Origin of the sequence: Pantoea sp. JV6 (genome assembly GCF_025910055.1) — a bacterium.
In the GTDB taxonomy this organism is placed as follows: domain Bacteria; phylum Pseudomonadota; class Gammaproteobacteria; order Enterobacterales; family Enterobacteriaceae; genus Pantoea; species Pantoea agglomerans.
This window is the reverse complement of sequence record NZ_JAPCIM010000004.1, coordinates 158,397-184,857: the sequence shown is the minus strand read 5'-3', so window position 1 is coordinate 184,857 and position 26,461 is coordinate 158,397. Positions and strand designations below refer to the sequence as shown.

At 54.3% G+C, this 26,461-nt stretch carries 35 protein-coding genes and 2 tRNA genes; 9 read left to right on the top strand and 28 right to left on the bottom strand.

From position 1 onward, the window contains the following. Positions 1 to 44: 44 nt before the first annotated feature. From OK412_RS07710 to OK412_RS07680, 8 genes are all read left to right on the top strand, one after another. Positions 45 to 311, top strand: a complete 267-nt coding sequence (locus tag OK412_RS07710; RefSeq protein ID WP_264352999.1) for a hypothetical protein — start codon at positions 45 to 47, stop codon at positions 309 to 311. 435 nt (positions 312 to 746) lie between these two features. Further along, positions 747 to 1,100: a DUF4156 domain-containing protein gene (locus OK412_RS07705; protein WP_124890660.1), complete on the top strand. Its 354-nt coding sequence runs from the start codon at positions 747 to 749 to the stop codon at positions 1,098 to 1,100. Between the two features lie 43 nt (positions 1,101 to 1,143). Continuing rightward, a tRNA-Ile gene (locus OK412_RS07700) sits at positions 1,144 to 1,219 on the top strand. Positions 1,220 to 1,223: 4 nt separating this feature from the next. Then, positions 1,224 to 1,298 (top strand) — tRNA-Gly (locus OK412_RS07695). A gap of 138 nt (positions 1,299 to 1,436) precedes the next feature. Beyond that, positions 1,437 to 1,712 carry a hypothetical protein gene (locus OK412_RS07690; RefSeq protein ID WP_264352998.1) on the top strand — a complete coding sequence of 92 codons (276 nt, stop codon included), beginning with the start codon at positions 1,437 to 1,439 and terminating at the stop codon, positions 1,710 to 1,712. Further along, entirely contained in the window at positions 1,636 to 1,974 is a 339-nt protein-coding gene (locus tag OK412_RS23520) for a DUF333 domain-containing protein (protein ID WP_413629119.1), read from the top strand. The genes OK412_RS07690 and OK412_RS23520 overlap by 77 nt, the downstream gene beginning before the upstream one ends. 682 nt (positions 1,975 to 2,656) lie before the next feature. Then, a complete protein-coding gene (locus OK412_RS07685) occupies positions 2,657 to 2,812 on the top strand; it encodes a hypothetical protein (RefSeq protein WP_264352997.1) in 156 nt (51 codons plus the stop codon). Between the two features lie 69 nt (positions 2,813 to 2,881). After that, positions 2,882 to 3,961 (top strand): acyltransferase family protein, encoded by a 1,080-nt coding sequence (locus OK412_RS07680; protein ID WP_264352996.1) that lies wholly within the window; start codon positions 2,882 to 2,884, stop codon positions 3,959 to 3,961. A gap of 43 nt (positions 3,962 to 4,004) precedes the next feature. Here the strand turns inward: OK412_RS07680 and OK412_RS07675 are convergent, their stop codons facing one another. The 12 genes from OK412_RS07675 to OK412_RS07620 all read right to left on the bottom strand — a co-directional run bounded on the left by OK412_RS07675 (position 4,005) and on the right by OK412_RS07620 (position 13,356). Then, positions 4,005 to 4,439 (bottom strand): tail fiber assembly protein, encoded by a 435-nt coding sequence (locus tag OK412_RS07675; RefSeq protein ID WP_264352995.1) that lies wholly within the window; start codon positions 4,437 to 4,439, stop codon positions 4,005 to 4,007. Between the two features lie 4 nt (positions 4,440 to 4,443). Continuing rightward, positions 4,444 to 5,769, bottom strand: coding sequence for a gp53-like domain-containing protein (locus OK412_RS07670; protein WP_264352994.1), 1,326 nt, complete (start codon positions 5,767 to 5,769; stop codon positions 4,444 to 4,446). Positions 5,770 to 5,773: 4 nt separating this feature from the next. Next, positions 5,774 to 6,349, bottom strand: a complete 576-nt coding sequence (locus OK412_RS07665) for a DUF2612 domain-containing protein (RefSeq protein ID WP_264352993.1) — start codon at positions 6,347 to 6,349, stop codon at positions 5,774 to 5,776. Next, entirely contained in the window at positions 6,346 to 7,503 is a 1,158-nt protein-coding gene (locus OK412_RS07660; RefSeq protein WP_264352992.1) for a baseplate J/gp47 family protein, read from the bottom strand. The genes OK412_RS07665 and OK412_RS07660 overlap by 4 nt, the downstream gene beginning before the upstream one ends. Continuing rightward, a complete protein-coding gene (locus OK412_RS07655) occupies positions 7,503 to 7,850 on the bottom strand; it encodes a hypothetical protein (RefSeq protein ID WP_264352991.1) in 348 nt (115 codons plus the stop codon). Before OK412_RS07655 ends, OK412_RS07660 begins: the two co-directional genes overlap by 1 nt. Beyond that, positions 7,847 to 8,590 carry a Gp138 family membrane-puncturing spike protein gene (locus tag OK412_RS07650; RefSeq protein WP_264352990.1) on the bottom strand — a complete coding sequence of 248 codons (744 nt, stop codon included), beginning with the start codon at positions 8,588 to 8,590 and terminating at the stop codon, positions 7,847 to 7,849. The genes OK412_RS07655 and OK412_RS07650 overlap by 4 nt, the downstream gene beginning before the upstream one ends. Next, positions 8,577 to 9,452: a phage protein gene (locus tag OK412_RS07645; RefSeq protein WP_264352989.1), complete on the bottom strand. Its 876-nt coding sequence runs from the start codon at positions 9,450 to 9,452 to the stop codon at positions 8,577 to 8,579. The genes OK412_RS07650 and OK412_RS07645 overlap by 14 nt, the downstream gene beginning before the upstream one ends. Beyond that, a complete protein-coding gene (locus tag OK412_RS07640; protein WP_264352988.1) occupies positions 9,439 to 9,771 on the bottom strand; it encodes a phage baseplate plug protein in 333 nt (110 codons plus the stop codon). Before OK412_RS07640 ends, OK412_RS07645 begins: the two co-directional genes overlap by 14 nt. Positions 9,772 to 9,889: 118 nt before the next feature. Then, entirely contained in the window at positions 9,890 to 10,273 is a 384-nt protein-coding gene (locus OK412_RS07635; RefSeq protein ID WP_264352987.1) for a helix-turn-helix domain-containing protein, read from the bottom strand. 4 nt (positions 10,274 to 10,277) lie between these two features. Beyond that, the gene (locus OK412_RS07630) at positions 10,278 to 10,643 is read right to left on the bottom strand and encodes a DUF6516 family protein (protein WP_264352986.1); all 366 of its coding nucleotides are present in this window, start codon (positions 10,641 to 10,643) and stop codon (positions 10,278 to 10,280) included. A 59-nt stretch (positions 10,644 to 10,702) separates the two neighbouring features. Beyond that, positions 10,703 to 11,482, bottom strand: a complete 780-nt coding sequence (locus OK412_RS07625; protein ID WP_264352985.1) for a phage baseplate protein — start codon at positions 11,480 to 11,482, stop codon at positions 10,703 to 10,705. Next, positions 11,479 to 13,356 carry a hypothetical protein gene (locus tag OK412_RS07620; RefSeq protein ID WP_264352984.1) on the bottom strand — a complete coding sequence of 626 codons (1,878 nt, stop codon included), beginning with the start codon at positions 13,354 to 13,356 and terminating at the stop codon, positions 11,479 to 11,481. Before OK412_RS07620 ends, OK412_RS07625 begins: the two co-directional genes overlap by 4 nt. Before the next feature lie 53 nt (positions 13,357 to 13,409). On the opposite strand from OK412_RS07620, the gene OK412_RS07615 reads away from it, so the two are divergent. Further along, positions 13,410 to 13,664, top strand: a complete 255-nt coding sequence (locus OK412_RS07615) for a hypothetical protein (protein ID WP_264352983.1) — start codon at positions 13,410 to 13,412, stop codon at positions 13,662 to 13,664. Here OK412_RS07615 and OK412_RS07610 read toward each other — a convergent pair. From OK412_RS07610 to OK412_RS07535, 16 genes are all read right to left on the bottom strand, one after another. Further along, positions 13,648 to 13,839, bottom strand: coding sequence for a hypothetical protein (locus OK412_RS07610; RefSeq protein ID WP_264352982.1), 192 nt, complete (start codon positions 13,837 to 13,839; stop codon positions 13,648 to 13,650). The genes OK412_RS07615 and OK412_RS07610 overlap by 17 nt on opposite strands. 318 nt (positions 13,840 to 14,157) lie before the next feature. Further along, positions 14,158 to 15,051, bottom strand: coding sequence for a hypothetical protein (locus OK412_RS07605; protein ID WP_264352981.1), 894 nt, complete (start codon positions 15,049 to 15,051; stop codon positions 14,158 to 14,160). 258 nt (positions 15,052 to 15,309) lie between these two features. Beyond that, complete coding sequence (locus OK412_RS07600) at positions 15,310 to 15,846, bottom strand: phage tail assembly chaperone (RefSeq protein WP_264352980.1); 537 nt, start codon at positions 15,844 to 15,846, stop codon at positions 15,310 to 15,312. Then, the gene (locus OK412_RS07595) at positions 15,846 to 16,280 is read right to left on the bottom strand and encodes a DUF3277 family protein (protein WP_191918658.1); all 435 of its coding nucleotides are present in this window, start codon (positions 16,278 to 16,280) and stop codon (positions 15,846 to 15,848) included. Before OK412_RS07595 ends, OK412_RS07600 begins: the two co-directional genes overlap by 1 nt. 3 nt (positions 16,281 to 16,283) lie before the next feature. Beyond that, the gene (locus tag OK412_RS07590) at positions 16,284 to 17,411 is read right to left on the bottom strand and encodes a DUF3383 domain-containing protein (RefSeq protein WP_264352979.1); all 1,128 of its coding nucleotides are present in this window, start codon (positions 17,409 to 17,411) and stop codon (positions 16,284 to 16,286) included. Positions 17,412 to 17,413: 2 nt separating this feature from the next. Further along, complete coding sequence (locus tag OK412_RS07585; RefSeq protein ID WP_264352978.1) at positions 17,414 to 17,890, bottom strand: LIC_12616 family protein; 477 nt, start codon at positions 17,888 to 17,890, stop codon at positions 17,414 to 17,416. Continuing rightward, positions 17,853 to 18,203, bottom strand: a complete 351-nt coding sequence (locus tag OK412_RS07580) for a hypothetical protein (RefSeq protein ID WP_264352977.1) — start codon at positions 18,201 to 18,203, stop codon at positions 17,853 to 17,855. Before OK412_RS07580 ends, OK412_RS07585 begins: the two co-directional genes overlap by 38 nt. Further along, positions 18,200 to 18,796, bottom strand: a complete 597-nt coding sequence (locus OK412_RS07575; protein ID WP_264352976.1) for a hypothetical protein — start codon at positions 18,794 to 18,796, stop codon at positions 18,200 to 18,202. Before OK412_RS07575 ends, OK412_RS07580 begins: the two co-directional genes overlap by 4 nt. A 2-nt stretch (positions 18,797 to 18,798) precedes the next feature. Continuing rightward, the gene (locus tag OK412_RS07570; protein WP_264352975.1) at positions 18,799 to 19,278 is read right to left on the bottom strand and encodes a DnaT-like ssDNA-binding protein; all 480 of its coding nucleotides are present in this window, start codon (positions 19,276 to 19,278) and stop codon (positions 18,799 to 18,801) included. A 42-nt stretch (positions 19,279 to 19,320) separates the two neighbouring features. Next, entirely contained in the window at positions 19,321 to 19,695 is a 375-nt protein-coding gene (locus OK412_RS07565; protein WP_264352974.1) for a Gp49 family protein, read from the bottom strand. A 42-nt stretch (positions 19,696 to 19,737) separates the two neighbouring features. Next, positions 19,738 to 20,691, bottom strand: coding sequence for an Ig domain-containing protein (locus tag OK412_RS07560; protein ID WP_264352973.1), 954 nt, complete (start codon positions 20,689 to 20,691; stop codon positions 19,738 to 19,740). A gap of 12 nt (positions 20,692 to 20,703) precedes the next feature. Further along, the gene (locus OK412_RS07555; protein ID WP_264352972.1) at positions 20,704 to 21,486 is read right to left on the bottom strand and encodes a hypothetical protein; all 783 of its coding nucleotides are present in this window, start codon (positions 21,484 to 21,486) and stop codon (positions 20,704 to 20,706) included. An 88-nt stretch (positions 21,487 to 21,574) separates the two neighbouring features. Then, complete coding sequence (locus OK412_RS07550) at positions 21,575 to 22,690, bottom strand: hypothetical protein (protein WP_264352971.1); 1,116 nt, start codon at positions 22,688 to 22,690, stop codon at positions 21,575 to 21,577. Beyond that, on the bottom strand, positions 22,674 to 24,086 hold the full coding sequence (locus tag OK412_RS07545) for a DUF4055 domain-containing protein (protein ID WP_264352970.1): 1,413 nt from the start codon (positions 24,084 to 24,086) through the stop codon (positions 22,674 to 22,676). Before OK412_RS07545 ends, OK412_RS07550 begins: the two co-directional genes overlap by 17 nt. Beyond that, positions 24,086 to 25,393 carry a terminase large subunit gene (locus OK412_RS07540; protein ID WP_264352969.1) on the bottom strand — a complete coding sequence of 436 codons (1,308 nt, stop codon included), beginning with the start codon at positions 25,391 to 25,393 and terminating at the stop codon, positions 24,086 to 24,088. Before OK412_RS07540 ends, OK412_RS07545 begins: the two co-directional genes overlap by 1 nt. Further along, positions 25,371 to 26,378 carry a terminase small subunit gene (locus tag OK412_RS07535; protein ID WP_264352968.1) on the bottom strand — a complete coding sequence of 336 codons (1,008 nt, stop codon included), beginning with the start codon at positions 26,376 to 26,378 and terminating at the stop codon, positions 25,371 to 25,373. Before OK412_RS07535 ends, OK412_RS07540 begins: the two co-directional genes overlap by 23 nt. Between the last annotated feature and the right edge of the window lie 83 nt (positions 26,379 to 26,461).

Genomic DNA, 26,461 nt, shown 5'->3' with positions numbered 1-26,461 from the left:
CCATTTTTTATCAGAATACTGGCTTTTCTGGAGGTCATTAAGCAATGAGCAGCAAGCTTTTGTCTATAAAACTGCAAAAAGATATTCTCAGGGCATTATCCATTTTTCATCCGCACCCAATGACGACCAGACAGTACCTGAGTTGCTTCGATGATGTTGACGAGTTCAGGATGCTGGCCAATATCGAAGAACTGATACGACAGGGACTGGTCCATCAGGAGGCCTTAAGGTGTTGTGATGGAGAGCAGTTTTTATGCCTGGGTCGATTAAAGCTGGAAAGTAAAGGGTATGACTTAGCCTCTGCCGAATGATGTTTTTACAGGTCTGATAACTGTTTACTTCATGATAGATAACGTATTGAGGAGTTGGCGCTTTATAGAAAAGTGGCTAATACGCCAATGGTCGCTACGCTTAGCTTGTGGCTGCTTTCGCAAAGCAGTTATGCATCAGCGATGTTTATTCGGCAGGTATCCTCTGCTATGTACCCCGCCTCTTTCGTGAGTGGCGGGCTTTTATTTATGGTGGGTTGAAAGATTGTTGAAGTGTCCGCTGCTATGCTTCTCCGCTGCGGTGAATCCCCCTAAGCAGTGGGGCTAAGCCAAATCAATTGCTTTTACGCGGTGTCCATATAAGTAATTGCTCGGTATCGCGGGTCAGGTTCTGGCTTTTCTGACTCACCGGGAGGCACCCGGCACCGCAGCGCTTATAATCAATGTCACTTGATGGTTTGTTAGGGTATAGAACTCATGAAACAGTTTTTCTTCCTTGGAATTTTCTTCCTGACGGCATGTAGTGCTAATCACCTGGAAAGCAATGCCCAAAATGTTCGAGTTACAAATGGCGATCCTAAAGGTGATTGCACATTTTTGGGAACTGTAACTGGTGAGCAGGGTAATTTTATCACCGGCGGATGGACATCTAATGCCAATCTTGAAACCGGCGCACTGAACTCGCTACGTAACCAAACCGCGAAACTGGGCGGAAACACCGTTTCTCTCATTACCAATAGGGCCGGTAATAGTGGATTCTATGACAATTCAGGCGGTAGTTCTGAAGAGACAAATGTTGTGATTACTGGAAGTGCATGGCGATGTAACTAGTGCCCGAAAAACTTACTTCAATATCATTAATTTAGATTTTTTCGGCCCCTTAGCTCAGCGGTCAGAGCGTGCGACTCATAATCGCCCGGTCGCTGGTTCAAATCCAGCAGGGGCCACCATATCGCGGCCATCGTATAATGGTTATTACCTCAGCTTCCCAAGCTGATGACGCTGGTTCGATTCCCGCTGGCTGCTCCATCAGAGTGACCCCATCGATCACATTCCTGCATCGTCATTGCTCAATTTCCTCTTTTTCAATGTGCGCCATTGACTAACTGTTGCTTTCAGAGGACTTAAAATTTGCAAAGCGAATACAGTGAATAACATGGAGCGATAATGAAAACCAGTTTTTCTGACAAATCCCAGTGGGGTATTCTGGAATATCTGTTCCGTATTTACCCGCGCACGATGACCGAAGATGAAGTCCGCAAAGAGTTCGGCGATCCTCATAATAAAGGCCTGGTCTCCAACGTCAGACAATTAATCTCTGAAGGCAGCATAGAAAAGACTGCGATAGTGAAAATACTGGGAAGAGATGCTGTTTCAGCTCCAGGGCTTAGAATCACCCGTGATGGCACAAGACTGGTCAGAAAATCTCTGCACAATAACTGACCAAAACCCTATATTTTACTTCATAAATAAATCGAGCGAAGATATGAAATGGTTTAACGTGATGGCCTGTCTGAGCATCCTTACTGCCTGTAGTTCTGCCCCAATGAAGCATGAAAGTTCAGCAGACCGATACTGTCATCTGCAGGGCGGCACGCTGTCTTATGAAAAGCGACTGTTCGGTAAAACCGGATACTGCGTGCTACCTGATGGCACCAGGATTGAGCACTGGCGCTTATACCTCAAAAATCGGGTGCTGCCCTGACATGAAAGATTACCAGGGGAAATTAGAAATTTGACAATAAATCCCGTACATCAGTAATACGTAGAGGCCAAGCCACCCTACTGCCAATAATTTGGTTGAAACTTTTTTCACGTGATCACCTTAAGAGAAGCAGTAATCTGCGCACCAGGCGAAGAAAAACCATATAGCCACGCAATATGCTATGACACCGGACGCAAAGAGGAATATGTCTTTTGCATTTAACTTAAACATCCCTCAATGTAACCAGCCCAACAATCAACCAAATTAAAACGACACTAAATATCCCCTTAAATTTCTGGCGGTTTTTCCACTGGTGTCATCGATAGTGATAAACTTGATTAAAATCAATGAAACCCTTAGATGATATGGTTCCGTTTAACTAATATTGCTTTTAACAGTCGCATAATCATTTTCGTGAGTGCGACCTCACTAATTATTGAGTTTGCTTTTTTATCGGATTGCGATGACGCCCTGTGTGGGCGTTTTTTTCACTCAAAATTGTTGTTGTATCGTGATGTTGTGTAGGCGTTTCGAGGCAATTCTTGTCTGTTCTGTCCTGTGCCTCAGTGGCTGCCTTTCATTCCTGAAGGCTTGAGTTAAGGCAGCCTTATTTTTATCCAATCATATGGACGCAAACTAAATCATTCACATTGTCAAACAATGGTAAGAAAAGAGTCAAAAAATGGAACTTAATGAAGAGGAAACGGAGGTGATTGCATTATTCCTCAGCAGTCACTGGGCTGAGTTCTTTGAGAAAAGCCAAGATTTTATGTCTATTGTAGCCATCCACAAGCTAGCTGAAAAATTCAGGCTCAGCGAGCCGAAAAGCTTCACATAGGAAAACTCTTAAGAGAGACAGAGTGCCCGAAAGGAAAGGCCACTCCAGAAAAAAGGATTTAATCTCCCAATGAAACCCAACCAGAATAAATTAAACTCAATCCAAGCATTGCGAGGCCTCGCAGCCATGCTGGTGGTTATGTTTCATTTTAGAACAGACCTTGCTTTAACCTTCCCTGTCGCAGATCGTGCTTTTGGATGCGGCTCAATTGGCGTAGACCTTTTTTTTATGATAAGCGGTTTTATTGCTTATTATGTGACCCATAATGAAAATAACGGGCTGAAATCCTCCCGTGAATTCATGATTAAGCGCTTATGCCGTATACTTCCTCCCTATATAATTGCTACATTATTTGTTGCTGGTAAGTCGTGGGAGGCATGGCAAATCACACTTCAGTCTTTTTTTTTCCTCCCCCGAGACATCACGCAAATAGCGCCATACTTCGGCTATGCCAAACTGAACGTTGGCTGGACACTGAATTATGAATTCGTCTTCTACTCACTCTGCGCTCTAGCACTTATTTTCAAAAAAATAAAATTCGTTGCTTTAACTCTTTTCATTACTCTTCTCGTCGCCATTCCATACCATCTAAATGGATCACATGGATACTTAGCAAGCATTAACTATGGTTACCCTGGGTATTTATCAATAGCCACCAATGGGATGATGCTGGAATTTTTAGCGGGAATCCTAGTGGCTCGCTTAACATTTAATAAAAGACTAATTCGCTCAAAAAACACATGGCGTTTTATAATTATCTCATCTTCCATTTATTTCGCATATGTAGCAACCGGATTCGGTGCTGGTTTAGGTAATGGCCGTTATGGTTTTGCCAGCGCTGCATTTTTTCTTTTATTGGCCTTTACTGGTTATGAGGCCCGGTTTGGGATGACTCCACCTGTATTCTTAACCACTATCGGAACCGTTTCATTTTCTGTTTACCTTATGCACAAACGAGGAATGTCTGTAGCCATTAAAGCAGTATATCCATTTTATCATGGTCACTATGCTGGATGTTTTGCTACCCTCATTGCCTTAATCCTTACTGCAATATTTTCTTCAGTTTTTTACAAGTACGTAGAAGTCGGTTTATGTACTATTTTAAGAAGAAAGCTGCTGCCTCCTAAGAACTCCTTAACTACTGGCTAAAGTAAGGGGCAATCCGCCACCCGTTCAAGTGGCGGATTTAACCTCAGGGTTTAACCGGCCACTCTATGGTGTGGTATTTTTCTTCACTATCTATGTGGGCGAAGTCCATAGCTTCCAGTTCATCCATATATGCAAGCCAGCTATCCAGTTTCTTCTTCTGCTCCTCGCTAAGCTGTTTGCCAGCAAGTAGTTTTGTCTGCCATAAACTGATTGTGGTATTTGCTGCTGATAACAGGCTCTGGCGCTGTGATTCGGCCTTAGCCTGCCAGTCGATTACCGGATCGGTCAATGTGGGGCTGCCTTCGCTATCAGATGTGATTACTTTACCGCTCGCCTGCCCTTCAAGCAGATTCTGATATTGCTCATCCGAAACAGCAACGGCATCATCAGGCCAGCCGTCAGGCGAGGACTTATAATCGCCCTCCAGCTCAGAGTGATAAAATCCGTTATTTTTTTCACTGTAATAAATAGTATTCATATTCTCACCAGCCTATAGCTTCCCAATAAGCGCCTTCATTATCTTGGCCGCAGAGAAATCCGGCCTGATTAACATTACCCGCTGTGGCATAGTTATCAGAATAAACATTAACTCCACTTTCAACGGCTGTTACCTGCACATTTGCACAGGCGTTGGGAAATGTTATTGGAAAATTAACCTGATAATGTCCGCGTGTACCGGCATTTATAAAGCCCCATTGACGGATGCGGCCGGTTACACTATCTCGTTCCCAGCCTCCGCCCAAGTCAGCAGTATTTCTGGGCTGAAACGTATTACTCACCCAGGTATTGTTATTATTAATCTGTGCACCTATCTGCGCACCAACCCAGTTACTGAGATAGCCACCCCATACACTGCCATATATATTGCCGTCTGTTGCTAACCACGCATTGCCAGCCTGGACATTACCAGCAGCATGGAAATTACCATTCTGATCAAACACGAACGACTGAACGCTGCTGAACCCATCAAAAACAAGTTCCCCATAAGCCAGCGTGCCAACATGCTCAACGATGCGCATAAAGAATGACGCGCCGTCTTTAAAGTCCTTGTCACCGCCTCTTGCCTTTAACGTCGTGCGGAACATCGGCCCGTAGAGAAAGTCTCCGACGTTACCTTGCAGAACGCTGGATATAACCGTAATGCTGGCGTCTTCATTCAGGTTTCCGCCCCACATAGGGTAGGAATTACTCTGTGCGGGCGTGGGGGGATTGACCGTGGTGAACAGTTCGCCCTCATCTGAGGTGTCTACGGTTAAATGCAGCTTTCCATCCTCACCCCAGTCGATATAGATGCGGTGGTTACCGGATGAGTGCAACCCACCGTTAGCCTGAACGGCAGTCCAGTTACCTACCTGATCGAGCGCAAGGGATTCTTTAGCTTTGTTAACATCGTTCAAGTCGGACAGGTTTTTGTCGGCATGCAGATACCGCAGGTCGAGATTTGCCAGCGGGAACAGGGCCAGCCAGTCACCGGCGTCTGCAGCAGGTTCAGTGGCCGTTTCTTTCTGCGCCCGCCAGACAATGCCACTATTGGTCACCGTGGCACCCGCCGGCCACGTCCCGGCCACCCAGTCCGGCAGCGCATGCCGGAGCAGCCACTGAATGGCCTCGTCGGTGCGCTTCTGCAGGGCGTTAAACCACTCCATTGGCGGGATACCGTTCGTCGCGTCGGTGACCGTTTTCCCGTCCGGGTCTTTGCCGTCAACCGTCACGCCCCAGCCGCGGGTTATGGCCGGGAAGTCCAGCACCTCGCCCTCATTTGCCCCTGACGCAAAGATATTGCCGTCGGGTCGTTTTCCTGTTGCCATACTCTTAATTCTCCACAAAGGTGTAATTCATGCCCGACGCGCGTGGCAGCACGTCCAGCGATTTCGCGCAGAACAGCACAAAGGACTCCGCGCCGGTGGTGGTTATCTGCCAGTGACACGCGCCCATCACATCCACCTGATAACGGTCAGCGCCGAACAGCAGTTCGCAGGCCCGCTCTAGGTCGTCCAGCGTGCAGGCCGAAAAGTTTCTGATGCACCGGGCCTTTATCAGCACCCGCATTTCCGTATCGGTCAGCGTCGCCGACGCGCTGGTGGTGTCGCCGTGACGGTACCAGGGGGAGCCGCCCGCATTACTGACCTGAAAGCCCCGCGTGTCGGGGTAGCCCCGGAAGGCAAAAAACTCACGCGCCACGGCTCCGTTCAGCACGCGATCCTGCCCTGTGATTTTTCCGATGATGACGAGGTTCACCCCGCCGGCGTGCTCAATGTCCAGCATGTCCGGTACCGACAGCGCACCAGTGAACGACTGTGCCATGTCATCCGCCAGCGCCTGAACGGTGGCGCGGGCTTTCGCTTTCGTGACGTACTGTGAGATGAGGAGGTCTGCGTAGCCGGTCATGAACTGGTATCCTCAATTACCTGCACGGTAATGCCGGTCGTCAGAAAGCGGGCTTTCTCCCGCGCACCGATGGCAACCGAAAGCACGTCTGCCGGCGTTTCGCCGTCGCGCGCCAGCAGCACATCGCGCACAAACACCCCGCTCACGGCTCCCGCCGCTGCGCTCACGTCCGACCGGTAAACCCATTCGCCTGTTTTATACGCCAGCGCCACGATGGCGGCCTTCACGGTGTCTTCATCCACGTGCGTGAAGTTCTCCCGGCGCCCGATTCTGATGACGGCGGCCACGTCAACGGCAGCCGGCCGGTCGAAGGGTATCGCCACGGTCTTTCCGCTGCGGCGCGTCACGGCCACCGAGACCGCCCCCTGCAGGCCCGTTCCCGGCCAGTTGTCATAGATGGCCTTTGCCACGGCGGCATTGTCTCCACCCTCGACGATATAGTTCACCGTGTGCGGCGCCACCCCGTCGGCGTCGGTCTCATCCGTCCGGTTCTCCAGCGCCACCGCATCGGTGACACCGGTCAGCCCGGCAATATCGGCCAGCGTGCCGTCCACGCAGTTCGACGAGGCCCGGGCGCGCGACTTATAAAAACGCGCCAGCAGCTCCGGGTCAGTCTCCTCATTTTCACCCGGCGTGGCCGCCACGGTGGTGGTGGCCGAATCCCAGCCGGCAATCACCGTCACGATGGTCAGCGGCGTGTCTGCGTCCACGCTGAACTGCCCCGCCTCCGCAGAGCGGAAGTCCGCCTTTACCGTGCCGTCCGCCCTGAATGTGGCATCCGTCTGGGTCACCCACTGCGTGCCGCCGCCGCTCACCGTGGCGCCAGCCCGTACCGTTTTACCGGCGGTACCGCCGAGCAGCGCGTCCTGAATCACCGAATAGGACGCCCCGCGGCGCGTCAGCCCGGCAAAGGCTACCTTCTGTTCCAGCCAGGTGCCGGTGGCGTTGTCCGGATCGTTCGCCTGCGCAACCGCTTCGATGACGCCCTCGATGTCGGCGCGCATCTGGGCAAAAATGCCGATCATCTGCCCGTCCGGATCGTCCGGGTCCGTCAGGATGTCGTCACCGTAGATGCCCTTAAACTTCGTCACCAGCCCGGAAAAAATATCGTCGAGCCGGTCGGCGACGTAGCCCTGATCCGTCAGTTTTCCCATCAGACAGTAACCTCGCTCTCAGTGCCGTAAATGTCAGTGAAGGTGGCCGCAACCGTCAGCTTTCGTGTTTTCGTTACGTACTGCGTATTAAACGCCGTCAGCGCCTTCACCCCGCCCGTCTGCAGAATGCAGCTGCGGATATCGGATTCCATCTTCACGCGCGTGCCCCGGCGGGCCATATTGCCCAGCCACTCCAGCCCGTGCTCCAGGTCAAGAAACCAGTCCTGCTTCAGCGACAGCAGCCGGGTTTTCACCTTCTGCCGTACGCATTCTGATTTACTGGCGTACGAGGCGCGGCCCCGCCCGAAGGTCCAGTCGCCGTCCGTATCGAGCCTGCGCGTTCTCATTGTTTAGCCTCCGAGGTCTGACCGCTCTGGCTGTCAATGTGGTGGTGTGATTTGCTGCCGATGCCGTCGACCGTCACGTCGCCGCCGGTGACCTCCACCGGACCCGTGATTTTCGCCGCCGCACCTTCACCGCCGCTGGCCGACAGGCCGCCGTTCATCGCCGCCGCCCCTGTCACCGTCAGCGTATCGTCCATCGTGGCCGGCTTCAGAAACTCCGCCTCGCAGTGGACGGTCAGCTTCGCCCCGTCGATATCCACGTTGCCGCCGGTATCGATGGCCACATAACCCGGACCGTCCAGCTGGCGCATCACGATGGCGTTACTGCGAAAGCTGCCGATCGCCCGTGCCAGGCTGGAAAAACCGGGCAGAAACCCGCCGTCGCTCCAGTCGTGCTGGCGGTGCTCTGCGGCCTGGCTCACCTGCCCGCTGCTGAACCAGTTATCGATACAGCGATCGGCAAACAGCACCCAGCCCTCGTCGCCGGGATTCACCGGAAAGGTGAAGGCGAAGCCCCCGCCGCGCGGAAACTTCACCGGCACGTCGGCCAGCACGGCCGGCGTAATGGCGTCACCGTTCGCATCCGTACCGGCAATGGCCGGCTGCAGCGTCACGGTCTGCCGTTTATCATCAAAGGCGGTGACGATGGCAGGCATGGCGACGCGCAGGCGGCCTGATAAATCTCCCGCAGCAGCCCCCATCACCGAATCCAGCGAGGCCGTGTCCCGGCTAAGCGTGCTCATCTTTTTTCTTCCTCTTTTTCAGCTTTTTAGCCTGCTTAAATTTCCCGTTCACCAGCGTCAGCCGGGATTCCCAGCGCGAGGCGTGCGTGTCGCCGTCCGACTTCACTGCCACCGCCTTGTAGTCGCCGCCGTAGTCCGCCACAATGGATTCAACCCGCACCAGCGAGCCGACGGTGATTTCGGGACGCAGCAGGCAGGACACCTCCAGACCCCGATCGGTGGGTTTCGGGCTGCCCAGCATGCCGCTGGCCTCGTTCAGCAGCGCGCCCTCGCCCGGCAGGCAGTAGTCCGGGTGCAGGATGTGCAGCTCGCCGTTCTGGATCATCCAGTCCGCCCCGTGATGATCGGCCACCTGGCTCATCACGTGCCGGGCCGGGCCGTAACAGACCTTCGCCCGCGTAAACGTCACATCAGCCGGCAGGCCGATGTTTCCGGGCGTGATGCCGGTCATTTCCCCCGCACAGTGTGCAATCACGTCCTCATGCGTGCTGCCCGCCGCCAGCGTCACGTTCACGAAGGCGTCGCGGTATGCGGTGGCGCCGTCGTCACAGGTCAGCTCGAGGATGAAATCCAGCCCCTCGCGGATCACCGCGGGCTTCGTTATCTGACCGGCGTACAGCACCCGGCAGTTCTCCAGCGCCCCGTAGCCGACCGCCAGCGCGACCTGCCTGAACTCCCCGCCGGTCACCTGATGGCGATGCGAGGGGTTCAGGTTCCAGACGCGAATGGTGGCCTTATTGGGCGTTTTATCGTGGGTGTGGGTAATGCTGAAGGCGACGCGGAGGTTGTTTATCTGAATGGATTCTTTACTGTTGCCGATCGTCAGAATGTACTGACGGCCATACTGCTTAATCGCTGTCATCGCTCCTGTCCATCAGGTAGAGAACGCAGCGGCTGCCCATGTCATTGCCGCCGTAGGGGTTCAGTGCGTTACCGCTGCTGTCGTAGAGATACAGCCAGAACGGCAGGCGGGTACGCTTCAGCACCGGCACGCCGCAGACCAGGGCATAACCGCTGATGAGGGCCTGACTGGTGTTCGCATCCGCGATATCCACCAGCCACTGCCCGCCGGGTGGTACCGGGTTATAGCGCAGGCTCAGCTGATATTTTGTGTCCCCGACCCTCACCTTCAGGATCTGGTACGGATCGCTGCTGACCGCGAGTCTGTAAAGTGTTGCCATGCCCGTTCTCCGGTTCACATGAAAAACCCCGCACTGCGTAAACAGTCGGGGTTTTGTTTCCTTTTATATATGAAAAAACCCGCCGGAGCGGGTTCAGTGGTAACTGACTGAGGCTATATTAAGCAGCTTTCGGGCCAAATCTGGCGATAAATTCCTGCTTCACCTGAATATCGAAATCCGTAAAGAGCGCGACAGGTTTTACCCCCCGCCCCAGTTTCTCCAGGCGAACGAATCCACGAGAACTCAGGGTCTTAAGAGTAACAGACAGATTACTTTTTTGACGCCCTGACAGCTCAGCAAGTTCGCTGATAGTTTCTGGTTTTTGTTCTGCCATTAATCTGAGAAGTTCAATGTTTTCGTTGCTCAGGACCTGAGCCAGTGCATTTACTGATGTAAACCACACTTTGGGCTCTCCCGGCTCAGGTTTGTACTCGCCTTTAACTATAGCAAGCATCCTCTGACGGATGTGCTCTTCAGGCATTACACCAATAAGAGCTTTCATATTGTTACCCTCGGTTTTCTCGTTGCGCGATGACTTCATCTGACTTTATAAAAAAGTCCTCTATAAGCTGCGCTGCTGACACAAACTCGTACGGATACCCTTTATCATGAGGGGTTCTGTGCATATGGTCGAAAACCATCCTTCCGGCATAGCAGCCTTTTTTAGGAAGCTTTATCCCATGAGCATTGTCTATGCCAAAGACACGAGTGTTGTATTTGTCATGTAGCGTTAAAGTGTAACGTAAGCCATGTGGAATAAATGATGTGGGTTTAACTTCCCAGACTTCAACTTTCCACCAATAGCCATCATCCCGATACACTGTCGATCCATGCAAAGAAAGTAAATAGTCTAATCCGTTATCTCTTTCCATAATGGCTTCCGTTAACGTTATGACCCAATCATAACCTTAATCACACCGATGTCAAATTCCTATTGCTCTATGCCCAGCGCGGTAGCCTGCGCCTTCAGTTCCGGCGGCAGGTCTGCCTGCTGCAGCTGCTGATTACCTTTTTCCACCGCTTTTGCCGCCTGTTTTACGGTGCGCCCGCCGGTTTTGCCTTGGGACGGCACCTTCAGGCCACTGGCAGTCTGCGTGGTCGTGATGAATATCTCACGGCATTTCAGGCTGAACGCCGCTGAACCGGTGCGGGTGAATTTCACATCCACATTCAGCAGCAGGCACTGCTCATAGCTGGCGGTCTGGGTTGTAATGGCGATCGGGGTCGCGGACTGCTGCATACTGCGGAGCGCCTTCAGCGCATCGGCCACGCGCTGATCGCTGGTCGCCAGGTCTGTGGAGTCTGTATCAAGAAGGGACGGCAGCCAGGGTGCCAGCGCCCGCTGCCCGGATGAGCCCCCCACCAGCGAGCTGGCTGCAGACGCCACCTGATCCAGTACCCGGTTTGCCAGGCTGACGCCCTGCGCGGTGAGGCTTTTAATTTCGCCCGGGATCGGCAGGTCGTCAATAAAGTCCGGCTCACGGACGTAATTGTCCTGTGCCAGCTGATTAAACAGCGTATCGGTCGGATCAAAGTCCACCATGATGCCGGTGACCTCAAAAGGACGCGGCGTCAGTATGGCATGATCGGAAATCTGCGTACCGGACTCGACCGGGTTATCCGTCACCTTCAGTTCAGAATGATGCGTTTCCTCGGTTACCACATCAAAAACAAAGGTACCGATTTTGGTTGTGACCGCTGCGTCGCTCAATATCGCCGCCCTCCCGTGCCGTGGTTTTCCATCGATGACGCCAGGCCGCTGTTTGCCTCACGCAGGCCCGCCGCAAACCCGGCAGCATCCTGGGTGTAAACGTTAACCGGGCCGTGGATGTTGACGGAGTGATCGTCTTTATGCTCAACCGTTGTGGCTTTCTCGCCGGATTTATCAGTTACGGCAGGATCATGAGTACTGAACCGTTTACCCGTCGCACCGGATGCCGCCGTGGCCGGATCGGCTTTTACCGGGCCGGATGGCAGGGTGAAATAATCGCGGTAGGCTGCCGGACGATTCACCTTCGTCCACTGCGCAATCTGCCCCAGCGTCCAGTCGGGGTGAGCAGCCTTCAGCGCTTTAAGGTAGTCACCGCTGCCCTGCCGGTGCTTCTCCGCAGCATCGACTTTTGCCACTTCCTCATCCATATATTTACCGACACCGCCCTGGTGCGCTTTCTGCTTGTCAGCCAGGTCTTTCTTTTCAGCGTCCGACAGTTCCGGCGCCAGGCCAATTGACGACAGCGCCTGACGCCCCTTTAGCGTGCCGATATCCATATAGTCGAGCCAGTACCGGAACCAGGCCATCATGCGGGTAATACCGTGCTCAAAGGCGCTGAAGAAGTCGTTCAGGTAGCCCTTGTCCATGATACCCAGCTTAAACTCGTCCCACTTTTTAATCAGGGAGGCAATGCCCGCTATGGCCCCGACAACGCCCACCGCTATCAGCCCCGGCAGCAGGGCCAGCGGGTCAATCAGTGCGGTCAGTGCCGCCACAACGGCCTCTCCGTCGCGAACGAGCTCAAGCGCCGCCGCCACATCGCGGAATCCGCCGGCAAGTTTTGCCACCAGACCGATGATGGTTGTCCATTTCGACACGAGAAAAATGCTGGCGAGAAGAAATTCAACGCTGTGCACGCTGCCGAACCACTGGCTGAATTTTTCGGCCACCAGCCCGGTCAGCCGGATAGCCTCTGCCACGATTTTCACGATGAGGGTCAGGATCTGACTGATGCCGGAAAGCATCTGGTGCGCATCGGGTGATTTCGCCCACGTTTCCCACTGCGTGATCAGGTCAGACAGCTCATTCTCCAGCTGTGCAAACACGTGGTTGTCCATAACCTGCATCTGGAAGGCCTGCCAGTCGTTCCCCCAGCGGGCAATCAGGCCGGTCATCGTTCTGGCGTGTTTGTCCATCGTGCCGCCGAACCGGTCGTCGAGAATTTTAGTCAGCTGCTCAATGGTTTTATTCGCATCGCTGATGTCCAGCTTAACGGGTATCGTCTGGCCTTCGCGGTTAATATAGGAGCCGTGATAAGACGTTTCGCCGCCTTTACTGCTCCTGTGCAGTTTGATCCCGGCCTGCGCAATGGCGCCGCCCATGGCATAGCGACCCTCCAGAATCTCGCCAACGTCTTTACCCAGCATGTAACCAATACCTGGCATGGCGGCCATGGTGTCGCCCATTGCCTTCATCGCGGCGGCGGTTGGCTCCACGCCGTTATTTTTCAGTGACAGAAAGGCCTCTTTCGCCGCCTCCAGTCCCATCACGGGGTTAGCGCGGGCAAAGTTCACCAGCCAGTGAAACTTCTGCTCCCCTTCTGCCGCCGTGGTGTAGAGTGACTCGAAGGTGACCTTCATATCCTCCATCTCTTTCGCGGTGCGGATAAACTCGCCGCCCACCTCCTTTGCCATCTCCGCGCCTTTCTCCAGCGCGTGAGAGAGCAGATTGGCCGCCGTGATGGTGCTGAGCAGGGAATGGCGGGTGCTCTCGCCGTGGTCGCCGATGCGCTTCAGCTGTTCGTCGAACGCCTGGCCGCCGCGCAGGTCAGCCTGAAAGCCCAGCGCGTAGAGAAATTCATCAATTAGTGCCATAATCTGCCTTTATTGATCTACGTTACTATTTACAGTTGGAATTAACACCACCCATGGCAAAACAGGATCAAAGGCGATTAACACCTGTCAGCAGGCGTAAACATATTAATCCCGCAGTTTTAGGTTTATTCGTTACGCTGATTTTTATGGCAGGGAGCGTGATGCTGATCATTGAACATCGGGATTCGATGAATAATGCACTGGATACTGGGGAGTGCCTGGCTGGCGAGCAATTTCATGGTCTGATCGATTTTTTAAAACACCTGTTGCGCCTCGCTTACCGCTTTATTTTTAAAGCATGTGGTTAACTAATAACGCAGTCACCCACTGGAAAAAAATATGAACTTCAAACCGGAAGGCCAGCAGAAACGACATGAGCACCATCAGCACACCGTAGCCACACAGCAACAGGGCCAGCAACATAAAAATATCGCCATAGCACGACAGGATTTTTTTCATATTTGAATCTTTTTCATCAACCATTTAATCAGATTGCATTTTATTATAGTCATTCAGTATGAACCTGATGACAACAACGTTCCGGTGTGCGGCATGTAGAACACAGAACACACCAGCCTGCACCCTGATTTATTCATCAGGTCTATTCTCGTCAGGATCTCATCCGACTGCCTGGTAGCGTCATGCAGCGCTATCTATTTTTCAGGGGGAACGCCAAACACCGTGCATCGCGCAGGTTAGCTCTGACTTCGTTTTACGCAGAGGCTTTAAATGAGGGGCATCCCATTTCTAATATTAAAAGCCCGCAATCAGCGGGCTTGATAAAGTGCACAACACCGTATATCAACTGGCTGGCTTCACTTTTTGAGTATCTTCAGAATAAGAAAACACAGCATTATCGTTTATTCTTTTAATAGAAACAATGGGAATCCACTTACCAGAAATGTCGTAATACATCTGCTGCTCTTTCTGAGCACCTGTTAATCCAACCTCCCCAGCTTCAGGGTTATACCATAAAGCCTGGATATGGTCTTTTGATGGGTCATTTACGTCCCAGAAAGGTGGGGCTGTGTTAACGATTATTTCATTATTAATATCTACATATTTATATTTATTAAAAATCTTTATAGATGCTTCTACAGACGCTTTAAAGTATTTTGCTTTATGTGAACTGAAAGAACAAAAATCTCCAACACCTCCCGAACCATATTCACTTATCCAGTCATCTGACGTCAATACTCCTTTAGACTCACAAGTACTGTTATCTTCGTCCTCATCATGCAATTTATTAGTTGCTTTAAGAGCCCCGCAACCATACGTTTTTCTCTGGGCGCTGGTCGCATTTACAGGATAAATGCAGCGGCTTTTAAAGCTATCGGCCCCTCCACTTTTAAGCAATATGCCATACCCTGTTTTATTAAAATCCCATATAGTGTAATCATGAAGACCCATATCTTTACGAAGATAACTGAATTGAAGACTTTTGTCATTTACGTCTTCTTTTAAGTAAGGTAAGTAAGGCTTCCATGTTGGATACTTTCCATTAGTTTCATTTGTCCTGATAACCACCCCGGAACAATAACTTGCAGGGTCGCCATCACAGTCAGTTACCACTTTTTCATATCGACTATTTAGCGCAGCAGCCACATCTTCGCCGCTCGTCATACCAGCATAACTTACTCCCGCAGGCAGACAGGTCAAAAGCAAACCTGAAGCTAAAAGCTTAGGGAAATTCATAACTCCTCCATGTTTAAGACAAATAATAAAAACGAAACTCATTAAACTTCAGGTTATCCTTTCCTTCTATATTTAACTGAAACTCACTTAATAAAAATCAATCTTTGTTTTATTCATTCAAATTTATTTGGCTTGTTGATTATTAATTGAAGTTTCGTTATATCGGTTTTCAGACAGGATTTTTTTCTGTTTCATTTTTATCTGTCTCCCTGATGGCGTCATGCAGTGCCATCAGGTCCGGCAGGGTGTAGGCCGTCTTCAGCTCGGCGAGGCTGGCGTATTTCCGGATAACGGGTGTCCAGATGAACCAGTCGGGGCCGTCTCCTCCGTCGCTGAGGAGGCTTCCGCTTCTCCCGCCACCTCCCTCGCCTTCGCCAGGAACGCCATCACCGACTCCATCCCCGGAAACAAACTGCCCAGCGTGGCGCGGATACCAGTAAAAAAATCCTCAAACTGGTACAGCGCCCCCTCCACCAGCAGCTGCGGCAGGTGTGACCGGTACTGATTCAGGTGCGTTTCCGCCTGGTCCGCCAGCTTAAACGGCATGGCACCCGCCTCCGTTCTGACCACCGTGCTGTCGAACACCATCCGCTGCAGCTCTGCCAGCTCGTTGCCGTCCATCACCGAAAACGCCAGTGCGATGGCGGTGGCCATCGAGCCGTCACCGCCGTTCATCATTTTGCTGCGCCCGATGGCACCCAGTAATTTCTGCAGGCAGCCCCAGCCCTGCACGGCGTTAACCGGCGTCATCACGTAGTCCACCCCGTCAAGGGTAAGCGTTTTTTTCAGCTCCATCAGTATCCCATCCCCGGCATCAGCAGCAGGCTGCCCGTCTCAAAAACCATCGTGAACGCGTTCGGGTTGTGCTGCGCGCCGCGCGTGTAGGCCGGCAGCGCGGTGAAGTAGCCTTTTGAGCCGGTCGCCACGTCATCGTTAAGCAGGTCGGTGATAATGAGCGAGAACGGCGTAAAGGCCTTCAGGCTTTTGCGCTGAAGTGCGCGCTGCTGACTCAGCCAGGCGCAGTCAGGATGGTGCTGCAGCATGCGGATGGTCAGCACCGTCGACTCGTCCGGATTGCTGACGAACACCCCCGTGCCGTGCGCACCGATCGCGTACTCCCCCGCGTCTTTGGCATATTTGTAATCGATGGCGTTATTTTCCGCCGTGAAGCCGGTGATCACCCGCTCGTTCAGCATCAGGTGAACCTGTTTGATATCAAAAGCAGCCATGGCTTAACGCTCCGTATTCACTGTAATCTGCACCGAGTGGACAGCGCCCGCGAGGTGTGCGCAGACGGTGATCGGCGGACACTTGCGGTTTTTCAGATCGTCCGCCGACAGCGTGGACACCGAATCCGCATAAATGTAGTAGCCGTTCTCGAGGTAGTCCCCGGTCGCCAGCTGGCCGACCTTATCACCCGCCCAGGTGCCCGGCCCCACCATCCCGTTTTTCACCGCCATGCGCATCACCGCATCGATATAGCCCTTGATGGTGGTGACGCCTGCATCGGACAGCGCGATCTTTTTCAGCTGCGCAAAGGCGTTAAACGTGTTGGTCTGGATTTTATTCTTCAGCCAGTCCAGGCCGATGACCTCGTCCGCCCAGTAGACCTGCCCCAGCATCCAGCCCCCGGCCAGCATCGCCTTTGTGCCAAAGTTCGTGTAGTAGTTGACGCCCAGCGCGTCGAGTTTGTCCGCTGTGGGGCTGTCCATGTCCGGATCCGGCGTGACGCCGGTCAGCGTTTTGAACTTGAGGGTCAGCAGAGAGTCGGAAGCGCTGAAGTTAATCGAGCACAGCAGCGCGGCGGCAGAGACCGCACCGGACGGGCCCGGCATGCTGACAGTACGATCGGCGAGAAGCAGCGTGCGGTAATACTGCTTTTCTGCCAGGAGCTTAATTTTCTCCAGGGCTTTACTGCTGATGTCGGTCACCGTCACGGCCTGAATTTTACCCGCCGCCTGAATCCAGGCACAGGCCTCCTCCAGCTCCGCATCGTCCAGCGTTTCGCCCACCGGCGCGCCGCAGTACCAGCCGGACCAGCGGACGTTCAGGTTTTCATAGGCTTCGGCGAGTGGGACCCGGTCAAACGCGGAGTCCACCGGCCAGACGGCCACATAAAGGTACTGCGGACGCGAGGCCTGCTCAAAAAAGAGTTCTGCCGTGGAGAGCAGCGCGCCTCCGGCGTCGGGGAAGTCCCCCTGAAACGCCTTCAGCGAGCCGTATTTGCGGTACACGTCATCGTCAAAGACGCCGGCCGCCTCGGTGGTAAACAGCGTGACGGTGCCGAAGTCGGCCGCCGACACAACGTCAGCGGGCGCGTTGACCGTGACGGAAATAACGTCATCAATGTCGCGGGACATGATTACCTCTTGATTTCAAAATTAATCGTGCCGGTCGCGGTTGCGATACCGACGGGAACGGTGTGAATGGTTGAAAGCGGAACGGAGTAGCGGTCGTCGTGGGCGAGGGTCAGGGTCATCACCGCCCGCTCCTCCCACCCGCCTGGCACCCCCTCAGAAATATTGCGGGGTAGCGTGTAGTGCGGGCAGCTGGTTCCGGCAGCAGTCAGGGACTGCATACCCGGCGTGGAGCCCAGCCATGCAGCGAGTGCACGCAGCACATGCATCGCGCCCGGACCTGACGCCTGCACGCTGACCATCAGCTCCACGTGCTGCCGGATCTCCTCCTCATCTTCGGATATCTGGCAGCGGCCCGGCGGCCCCGGCTCCAGTGCTGAAATCTCACGTAGCGTAATAAACGGCTGGCCCGGAATGCGCTCGCCCGTATCGCCCAGCCGGACGTCAGAAACGCCCAAACCCTCCGCTATCGGGGCCTGCAAGTTCTGCAGCGCGAACCGCGACCGCATAGAAATAGCCATAGTCAGAAAAGTCCTGTAGGTGGACGACACGCCAGCTTTCACCGTGCCAGGCCACGACGTCGCCGAACGCCAGATGCTGTGCGGCCAGCACCACGATGGCGTCATGCAGGCGGGTGCCTTCGGGCGCAAACTGCAGCGCGTCCATGTCGGCGGAATAAATCACCCCGCGGTTGTTACTCAAACCCGCAGGCTGCCAGTCGTTGGTGGCCGGATGCGTAACCGTAAATTTCCGGCTCATGCCCCCGGTCACCACCCGGCGAACGTTCGGCCTCATTTACTCGCACCTCCCGTGTCGGTAATAAAGGTGAGGGACTCGTACATGTCGCGCGTGTCGATCAGCGGCGTGTCTTTCCCCCCCTTCTTCTTCGCCGTGCTGTCCGCATTGGGCTGCAGGTGTCCATCGGTAAACGATGCGCGGAGTTTTCGCCGCACGCGGCTGCCCACCAGCGTCATCGCCTCCTCAACCGTGATGGTGCCGTTCAGCACTGCCTTAGCGCGTACGGCCATCTCCTGACGGAAATAGTCATTCTGATGGAAGGTGTAACGGAAAATTGAGCGCTCGGGGATGTGTACCGTGTGCGCAGGCACCTGATGGAAAGTCTGAAAGTTGCCGTTTTTGCGGAACTGACCGCTGTAGGCAAACGTGCCGTCAGCCCGGATGCGCCGCGTCACGCTGACCGTGTGCGCCGGGACGTGAACGTCACCGCCGTACTCGTGCAGCTCCATCAGCCCGGCGTTGCCCAGCGTCAACCCGTCCTTACGGGGGTTATTCTCGCGCGGGATCCCCACCTTCACGCCCGCCTGCTTCAGCGCCATCATGCTCTGCAGCAGGGCTTTCACCTTCGCGGTGTCCGGTCTGTCACCCATGCTCATGCCCTCACCGCAAACGTGTTGATGGCTACCGACAGCAGGCCGCGCAACAGGCCGGAAAGCCAGAGAAAGGTTACCGCCCCGCTGTCAGCCTCGCCCGAATACTGCAGGCTGACCTTACCGGCAGTTTCCATCGTGACGCCGCGCGTCAGCGCGCCATCCAGCTCGCCGTCCTGCGCCGCCAGCGCCAGACGGCACTGTGCCTGCACCAGCTGGCGGGGAATGACGTCGGGTTTTAACGGCCTGTCGTCCAGATAAATGCCACAGCGCGGCCAGGGGAGCGGCTGAACCGGATCAGCACATACGCCCAGCCAGTTCAGCCCGTTCAGGTAATCCATGGCCTGAAACAGCAGCGCCGGGCACTGATCGTCATCAGGCACATCATGTCCGCGCGAGCCAGCAAACGCCGTCAGATCATCCACGCTGGCATAGCTGTTGAATCCCGCAGAGGTAGGTTCTGTATTGATAATGATCATCATGACACCCAATAAGCTGAGGGAATGACTGCCGGCAATATCGCGTTACCGGGCGTCACTTAATTTCTGTTTCAGCAAATATCCTTCCAACGGCCAGATTTTCTGCACCGCGTTCTCATGCGCAATCCTGCGGCCGATTTCAGGGTCGAAATTCTGCGGACTCGCACATGCGCTCTCGCCTGTGACAGTAAAACCGTTTTTCAGCACAAGAACGCAGAATGTGAGCAACTCAAGAGGTGCAGTTACCACTGAAAAATCGCTGTAATCGAAATGCGCCTCGGTGATCCCACCGTTTCGCACGGCTTGTGCAGCCGTGAAGTAGTGCTCGCTGGCGATAACGTCCACGATATGTTGTGGGGTGACGCGCGGTGCAGTCTTGCCCTTTGCCTGAATTTCCAACTCAATATTTTTGTCGTTCATTTAAATTTTCCATTTAAAAAGGGGCCGGAGCCCCTTCAGTGATTAGCTGGATTCACCGCCGCCGATGCTGATCAGCACGCCTGCAGTGGCCTTGTTCTCCTTGAAGTGCTTCGTCCAGTTGCCTTTGGTGCCGATTTTGGTGATGTCGGGATTTGCCCCTTTCGCCGTTGCCCAGCTGTAGCCCAGCAGATCGATGTTCACCACGCCTTCCGCGCGGTACCCGATTGCCAGGTTCTCCTGGTCGTTAATAGGATAGGAGCGGAAGCCCGGAGCCTGCGACTCCGTGATTTTCACCGCGTTGGGTACCAGACCCAGGATAGAATCTGCCGGGCAGCGGTCGGTCACCAGTACCGGCTTACCCAGGGTTCCCGGCTGACCGCCATAGACCACCACGCCCGCTTCCTCATACAGCTTGTTGTCGATGGCCTGATCAACAATGTCGAAATACGTGGCGGAGTGCATGACGAACAGCGAGACGCGGTTGAACTTATCGCCATACTTGCGCAGGCCGCGGGTCAGCGTTTTTTTGCCGTCGGTGGCAATGTCGGCACTCACCTGCATGTCGTTATTGTTGCCGATGGCGGCCACCAGCGCCTTAACGGCATAGCTGATGTAGCCTTCCAGCGAAGCATCGGCGGCATCGGTGCCCACCACCTCAGAGAACTCGCTTACGTCACGGCCGCGACGCTTGAAGGCTTCTTCTGTGGTTGTATAGGGGCCATATTTCCAGGGCGTTTTAACGCCGATCGCTTCGCCGGCACCGATTTTCTGGCCTTCCACGGTTTTGGTGGAATCAACGTCGCGGAACTCAATCGAGCCGCCTACCTGATAAAAAGCGCGTTTTTTAAAGTCGCCCTCGATCAGCTCGTTATCGAGGATGATGGCACCGTTCGATGCGGCGTTGAACACGTTGAGGTTGTCCTGGCGGCGCTCCAGAAACGCGGTCTGCGCCAGGTCGTCGTAAATGATCATGTCGGCATTGGTTGTCGTTGACATGGATTTCAGTCCTTATTCTTTAGGGAGGCGCAAAAAGGCCTGCTGGCCATGTTTGTGGATATAGTCAGCTTTCTGCTGAGAGGTCATTACGGAGCGTTTCAGCGCGCCGCCAGCGCCGGAACGGTGGCCGCCCGCCCCGGTACCTTCGGCCTGCGGAAACAGGTGCGGCGCAGTTTCTTTCAGGGATTCGGCCCACTCCAGCGGTGACAGCGGTGTTTTGCCATCCTTACCCAGTACCGGATTACCCTCACCATCTACCGCCACGGCCTCGCCGTCATCGTTCAGGGTGAAGGTGCCGCGGGCGCGCAGGATAATGTCGTCGGCCGCCCCCGGCAGTGCACCGGTTTTCAATGCCGCACTGCGGATGGCATCGCCCAGCACGCGATCGCTGAATTTTTTCGTAAATGCCTCGGCCTTTTCCGCGCGCTCATTAGCGGCTTTGATTTGCTTATCGACATCAGCGCGCAGGCGTTCGGTGCGTTTGTTCAGCACGTCATCAATTTTCCCTTCGGCAATCAGCTTTGCCTCTTCGTCGTCGGAAAAACGCTGCAGAATGGTTTTAACGGCATCCGGATCGATACCGTCAAAACGCGCCAGATTATCCTTCTGCTGCTTAATGGTGCCCAGCAGCTCGCTGTTTTTGGTTTTCAGGCCGTTCACGGCGCTGTTTACGCGCGCATCAATGAGTTGCTGGATCTCCGGTGTAATCTCGGGTTCGCCGCCTGACGGCGCTCCGCCATCACCGTTCTCATCTGCCGGTGCGTAATATTTCAGGAACATATTTCTGAAGAGCATATTTTCCCCTCGGGAATGGTCAGTTAGCGGGCCTCGCCCATAAAAAAGCCCCGGCTTAGCCAGGGCTGTCTCAGGTTTACATAAATAGTCAGCCTAAACCGGCGCGCTTAAACGCTGCGGCATCACGCTGGCGCAGTTCGTCCAGCGTCAGCCACTGCCCGTCTTCGGTATAAAAAGAAGTGAGTCTGAGCCCACCGTCGCGCAGCAGCTTTCCGCGTACGGGGCCGAGAATGTCATCCTGCCGGCTGGCGCGCTGGCGGGAAACCCACTCCGGATAGGTGCTGGCGGCGGGCACCTCGCCATTCATTTTCTCCTTTTCAGCTGCGGTCAGGTCGTCAGGCAACAGGCCCATGTCCTGCCAGCTTTTAAATATCAGCGTGTACATGGACCGGCAGTGAAAATGCAACCGCCCCGGACCGTCGCCCCACGGGATACCGTGCTTTATGGGCTGATTGTCCAGGGTGTACTGCAGCGCATCGCGGATGCGGCACGGCGGCGAGGTCTTATTGTCCAGGGTGGATAGCCACTGTTTGGCCCTGATCAGATGATCGTTCGCCGTCGCCGTCTGCTCCCGCACGACTTCAGCCGCATGCGCCAGTGTGCTGTAACCAATGGCCGAGGCGTTGGCGCGGCTTTTGTTCAGTGCCCCGTCCTGCCAGTTGCGGGCCTTTGTGCCGCGCACGCTTCTGACTATCTGATCCGGCGCGTCACCATTGCCCAGACCGGTCCGTACCGTATTGACGATGCGAGCAAAGCGATCGGCTTCCAGCTTATCTGTCCATTCTCTCAGCGTATAACCGTGAAAAGGCTCGGCTACAGCACGGACGTAAGCCTGCCCGGCATCGATTTTTTTCAGCAGCCCGCGCTGGCTCACCACCTCCGGCAGCAGGGACTTCATCAGGTCAAAGCCGAAACCGGCCTCATACTCTGTGAAATCCTTGAGTACCTGACCGAGCTCGCTGAAAAAGCGCGTCACCGCCTTACGGTTAATTTCCCTGACGGGTGCCAGCAGGCCGGACAGTTTTTTGACGGAGAGACTGCCTGCAGGAATATCCTCCAGCGCCACCAGCAGTTTTGCAGCCAGCTCCGCGTCATCTGCGTTAAGCGATGAAACCAGCCGGCTGACTACGCCCGCCTCATACCGCGTCAGGTGTACCCGGTGGGCGATCAGCTCATCGCGCAGCCGTTCATTGATCGTTGCCATCATTCAGTCCGGTAAACGTCGGAAATTTATCTTTCAGCGCCTGAATCACATCTTCCGGATCGTCGGCCGGGTCGATGATGTCCAGCTTCTGGAACGTGCGCACCAGGTCGGCGTCGCGCATGGCGCCCGACTGCCAGGCACTGACAATCGCCGTAACCATGCCGGAATCGGCTACACGGGCGATGAATTCCTGACTCAGGATGTAGCTGCTGGTTCCGGACACGTCACCGGTATAGCGCGCGCACCAGTTCAGCACCCGGGTATAGGCCTCCGAGACGTTGGCCACACAGATGCTCAGTAAAGACGTGGCGGCGGTCTGTTCGCTGCTGGCCTGCGTGGCCGTTTTGATCGCGCTGTTCTGCTCAATAAGTCGGGCACCCAGCGCCACCATGTAATCACGCTTGCTGTCCATCGCCTCTTTAGCCAGCATGTTTGGCTGTGCCTGGGCATAAGCAAAGGATCCGTCTTTGGGCAGCATCAGCGGGTTGCGAGAGCCGACTTTGACGCCTGATTTCTCAAGATGATCGCGCCATTCTGCCGTCAGCCCCGACATCCAGGGCTGCACCTGCCCGCAGAACCAGACGCTGTCTTCATAGTCGGCACTGTTGCGGTAATGACCGAGGTTAATTTCGGCCAGCGCGGCCAGCGGTGGCTCGTCCAGTGTCGGATCGTTGTTCTGCGCCCCCACAAAGGCGAAAGGAATTTCGTCCCACGGCGTGGCGGAAGCAAAGGCGCGCGGCGTGGTTTCTTCGGCGACGGCATACGGCCCGGTCTCTTCCGATCCGGTGCGTTTCCAGATCCGGCAGACAAACGCCCCGTTCTCCAGCGCGAGCTCGCGGTACTGCACGCGCAGCTTAAAGCCGTAACCGTCCGGCTCCTCGGTCACCTCGCGCAGCACCACCAGCACCAGCCGCGTCTGACCATTCAGGGTCTGCGTTCGCCAGTTGATGATGTCTTCTGTCCGGTACCCCACGATAATCGGGCGCTGTTCTGCCGCTGAATAATCAGCAAACAGCCCCTCGCGCCCCGCCTCGAGGATATTCTCCAGCACCACCTGCGACTGCTGATAAATGCTGGTACCGGCCCCGTCCGCATTATTGAGCAGGCAGGACAGCTTATCCGGCGCGTTAATGGTAGGCACCTTACGAAACGCCATACCCAGCATACCGATCTTGGTGTTACCGGTGATGGGATAGAAAACGGCACGCTCGAGATAGGCTTCATTGCGCCGTCTGTTACGGGCAGAGCGGTCGGTCGGATCCAGCCGGGGGAGATAGTCATGTCCGGCACTTTTAACCGCGTCGGCCCCGCGACAGACGTCACGGATCATTTTCCACAGCGGCAGAGCCGCCCTGTGCTCCGGGCGGATAAAGGTAATATCGTTATTCTGGCTCATCAGAAGGTGGTATCCAGAGAGATTGAAAAGGCTGGTTTTACAATGGGGAACTGCTTCACGATGTAATACCCACCCGCATCGTTGGGATGGTCATTGCCAGACTTTTTGTCCGGCTCGCCGTTATCGCCCCAGACCTGTTGTTCCAGCGACTCGGTATAAACCGGGCAACGTTTCACATTAACCTTATAGCGACGCTCATTATTGCCATTACAGAGCATGGCGTTCATGGCATTAATACGGTCTTTTACCGGTGGGTTAGCCTCTTCAACGATGACATGAAAACCTGCATGTCTGAGCTGGGCGATATCAGTCGTACTGGCGTTACTCGATTTCCGCGAATCACCTGATGCATCCGGATAAATATAAATTTCCCGCACCTTACGGTAATCCTCACCATCATAGAGCCAGAAACGCTCTTTAATTATGCGGATCATATCCGGCGTATCGTAAGCATTGATGATTTCACTCACTGCGCACGGCAACCCCAGGCGAAGGACGTGGACAATACCTGCCATTTTCCCCACGTTGAAATCCATACCAATATAAAGTGGTTCGCCCGGCTGCTCTTCTTCATCGCAGTTATTCAGTCTGCGATCAAACTGGTGATAAATCGTGCCGCTGGTCAGGTTGGTAAAAAGACCGCGCAGGTACGCCTTAATTAGTTCAGGCGGATATGATTCCATCAGCGAAGGGATATAGTCCGGCGGCAGATTTTTCTCGTTATCAAACGTCGAAGCCTGCACCAGACCGTACAGGGTTGTCAGCGAGGGTTTATTACGTACAGCCTTTACAAATTGCTGATAAACGAATTTAAATCCCTCGGGCGTGGTCGTAACGTCAATCCCGTTCCGCAGGCCCGGTACTTTATAACGCATGCGGGCAATGATTTTTCGCCAGGCTAATTCCGCTTTTTTCACGGGCATAACATCCAGCTCATCAATCAGCGCATTACCGATTTTGAAACCCACGATGGTCTGTGGTTTTTCCATGGACCGGCAGATGGTCGTACCGCGATACTGCTTACCGACGTAAAAATGAACCTCTTTATTACTTTCATTGATTTCAACGCGCATCCCCCAGTCAAAGGCAACCTCCTCAACCGTCGGATAAAAAATGTCGCGGATCTGCGGATAAGTGGGCGCGAAATATCCCTGATTGATGCGGGGATGCTCCCACATCTCTTTACAGATACCGCCACATCCCACCCACGTTTTACCGGACCCAAACCCGGCAACGTACGCCCTGAACTTGTGAGGCATGGCAAGAAATCGCGCCTGAGGAATATTAAGTGTCGGTGAGATCCCCATCGTCATCAGTCCTTACGCGGGCATCCACGACATTAATGTTAACGGCCACCGGTACCGGCTCGCTATCCTCCGGATCTGATGACAGCTCCCTGCGCAGTTTTTCAACTTCAAGCTGACGCCGTTCTGTTTCGATCTGCTGCAGGCGCTGAGCAAATTCGCTTTCCGCCAGTCCGAGACGCTTCATAACAGCTTCAAACATCCGCTCTCTGTTGATAGTGGATATTTCCACTCCGCCCCTGGTAATTTTCGTGCCGGCATAAGCGAGTCGCCCGACTGAAGACAGCTTTGTTGAGTCCTGCATGACTGCGCGGCCGACACCTTCACCGTTGCAACGCGGACATTCAGGATTCGGATCGCGGGTGTGGTTGTATCCATAACCGCCCGTATCGAGGGGCTCTTTACGTTTCCGTTCCACCGCCTCCGAGCGCTTCTCTTCAAATTCCACAGCATCACGCCATTGGTAGTGATAACTGAATCCCCAGCAGTATCGGCAGGCGCCACGACGATATTGTGATATCTCGTTAGCATCGAAGGTGGCGAGCTGCCAGGCTTTCTCTAGCACCTCATCAGCCGATCCAAGCGTGCGCACAATGGATGCTTTCTGCTGCTGCGCAATTGCCTGCGCAATTTCAACTTTTTTCAACAGGCGCTGACCGATGGAGTAAGCCGTTCTCTCGCTGTACCCGGCACGGATTGCGGCCTGAGTAGCATTGCTGTCTTTCAGATATTCCGCGATAAAAAGGCGTTGCTGTGAAGTCAGTACGTCATCATCTGCAAGCGATTCTGCGCACTTTTCCTTTTGCGCAGTGCGCACTTCTGTCTGCGCAGTTTTTTGCCTACTTTTCTCAGATGGCTTTTTAATGTAGCGACGCGCAGATGCATAATTCAGCCCCTGCGCCTCACACCAGTCTTTCGGGGAGATACCGGTTTTTGCATGTGCGGACAGGAACCGTTGCTGAAGGTCGCCCCAGTCCGGTTTTGCCATTGGTTAACACTCCGTTGAAACATATTTATGCAAAATACCGCAACTTATTCAGAGCTTACTCTCATTCATATGAAAAAATGCCA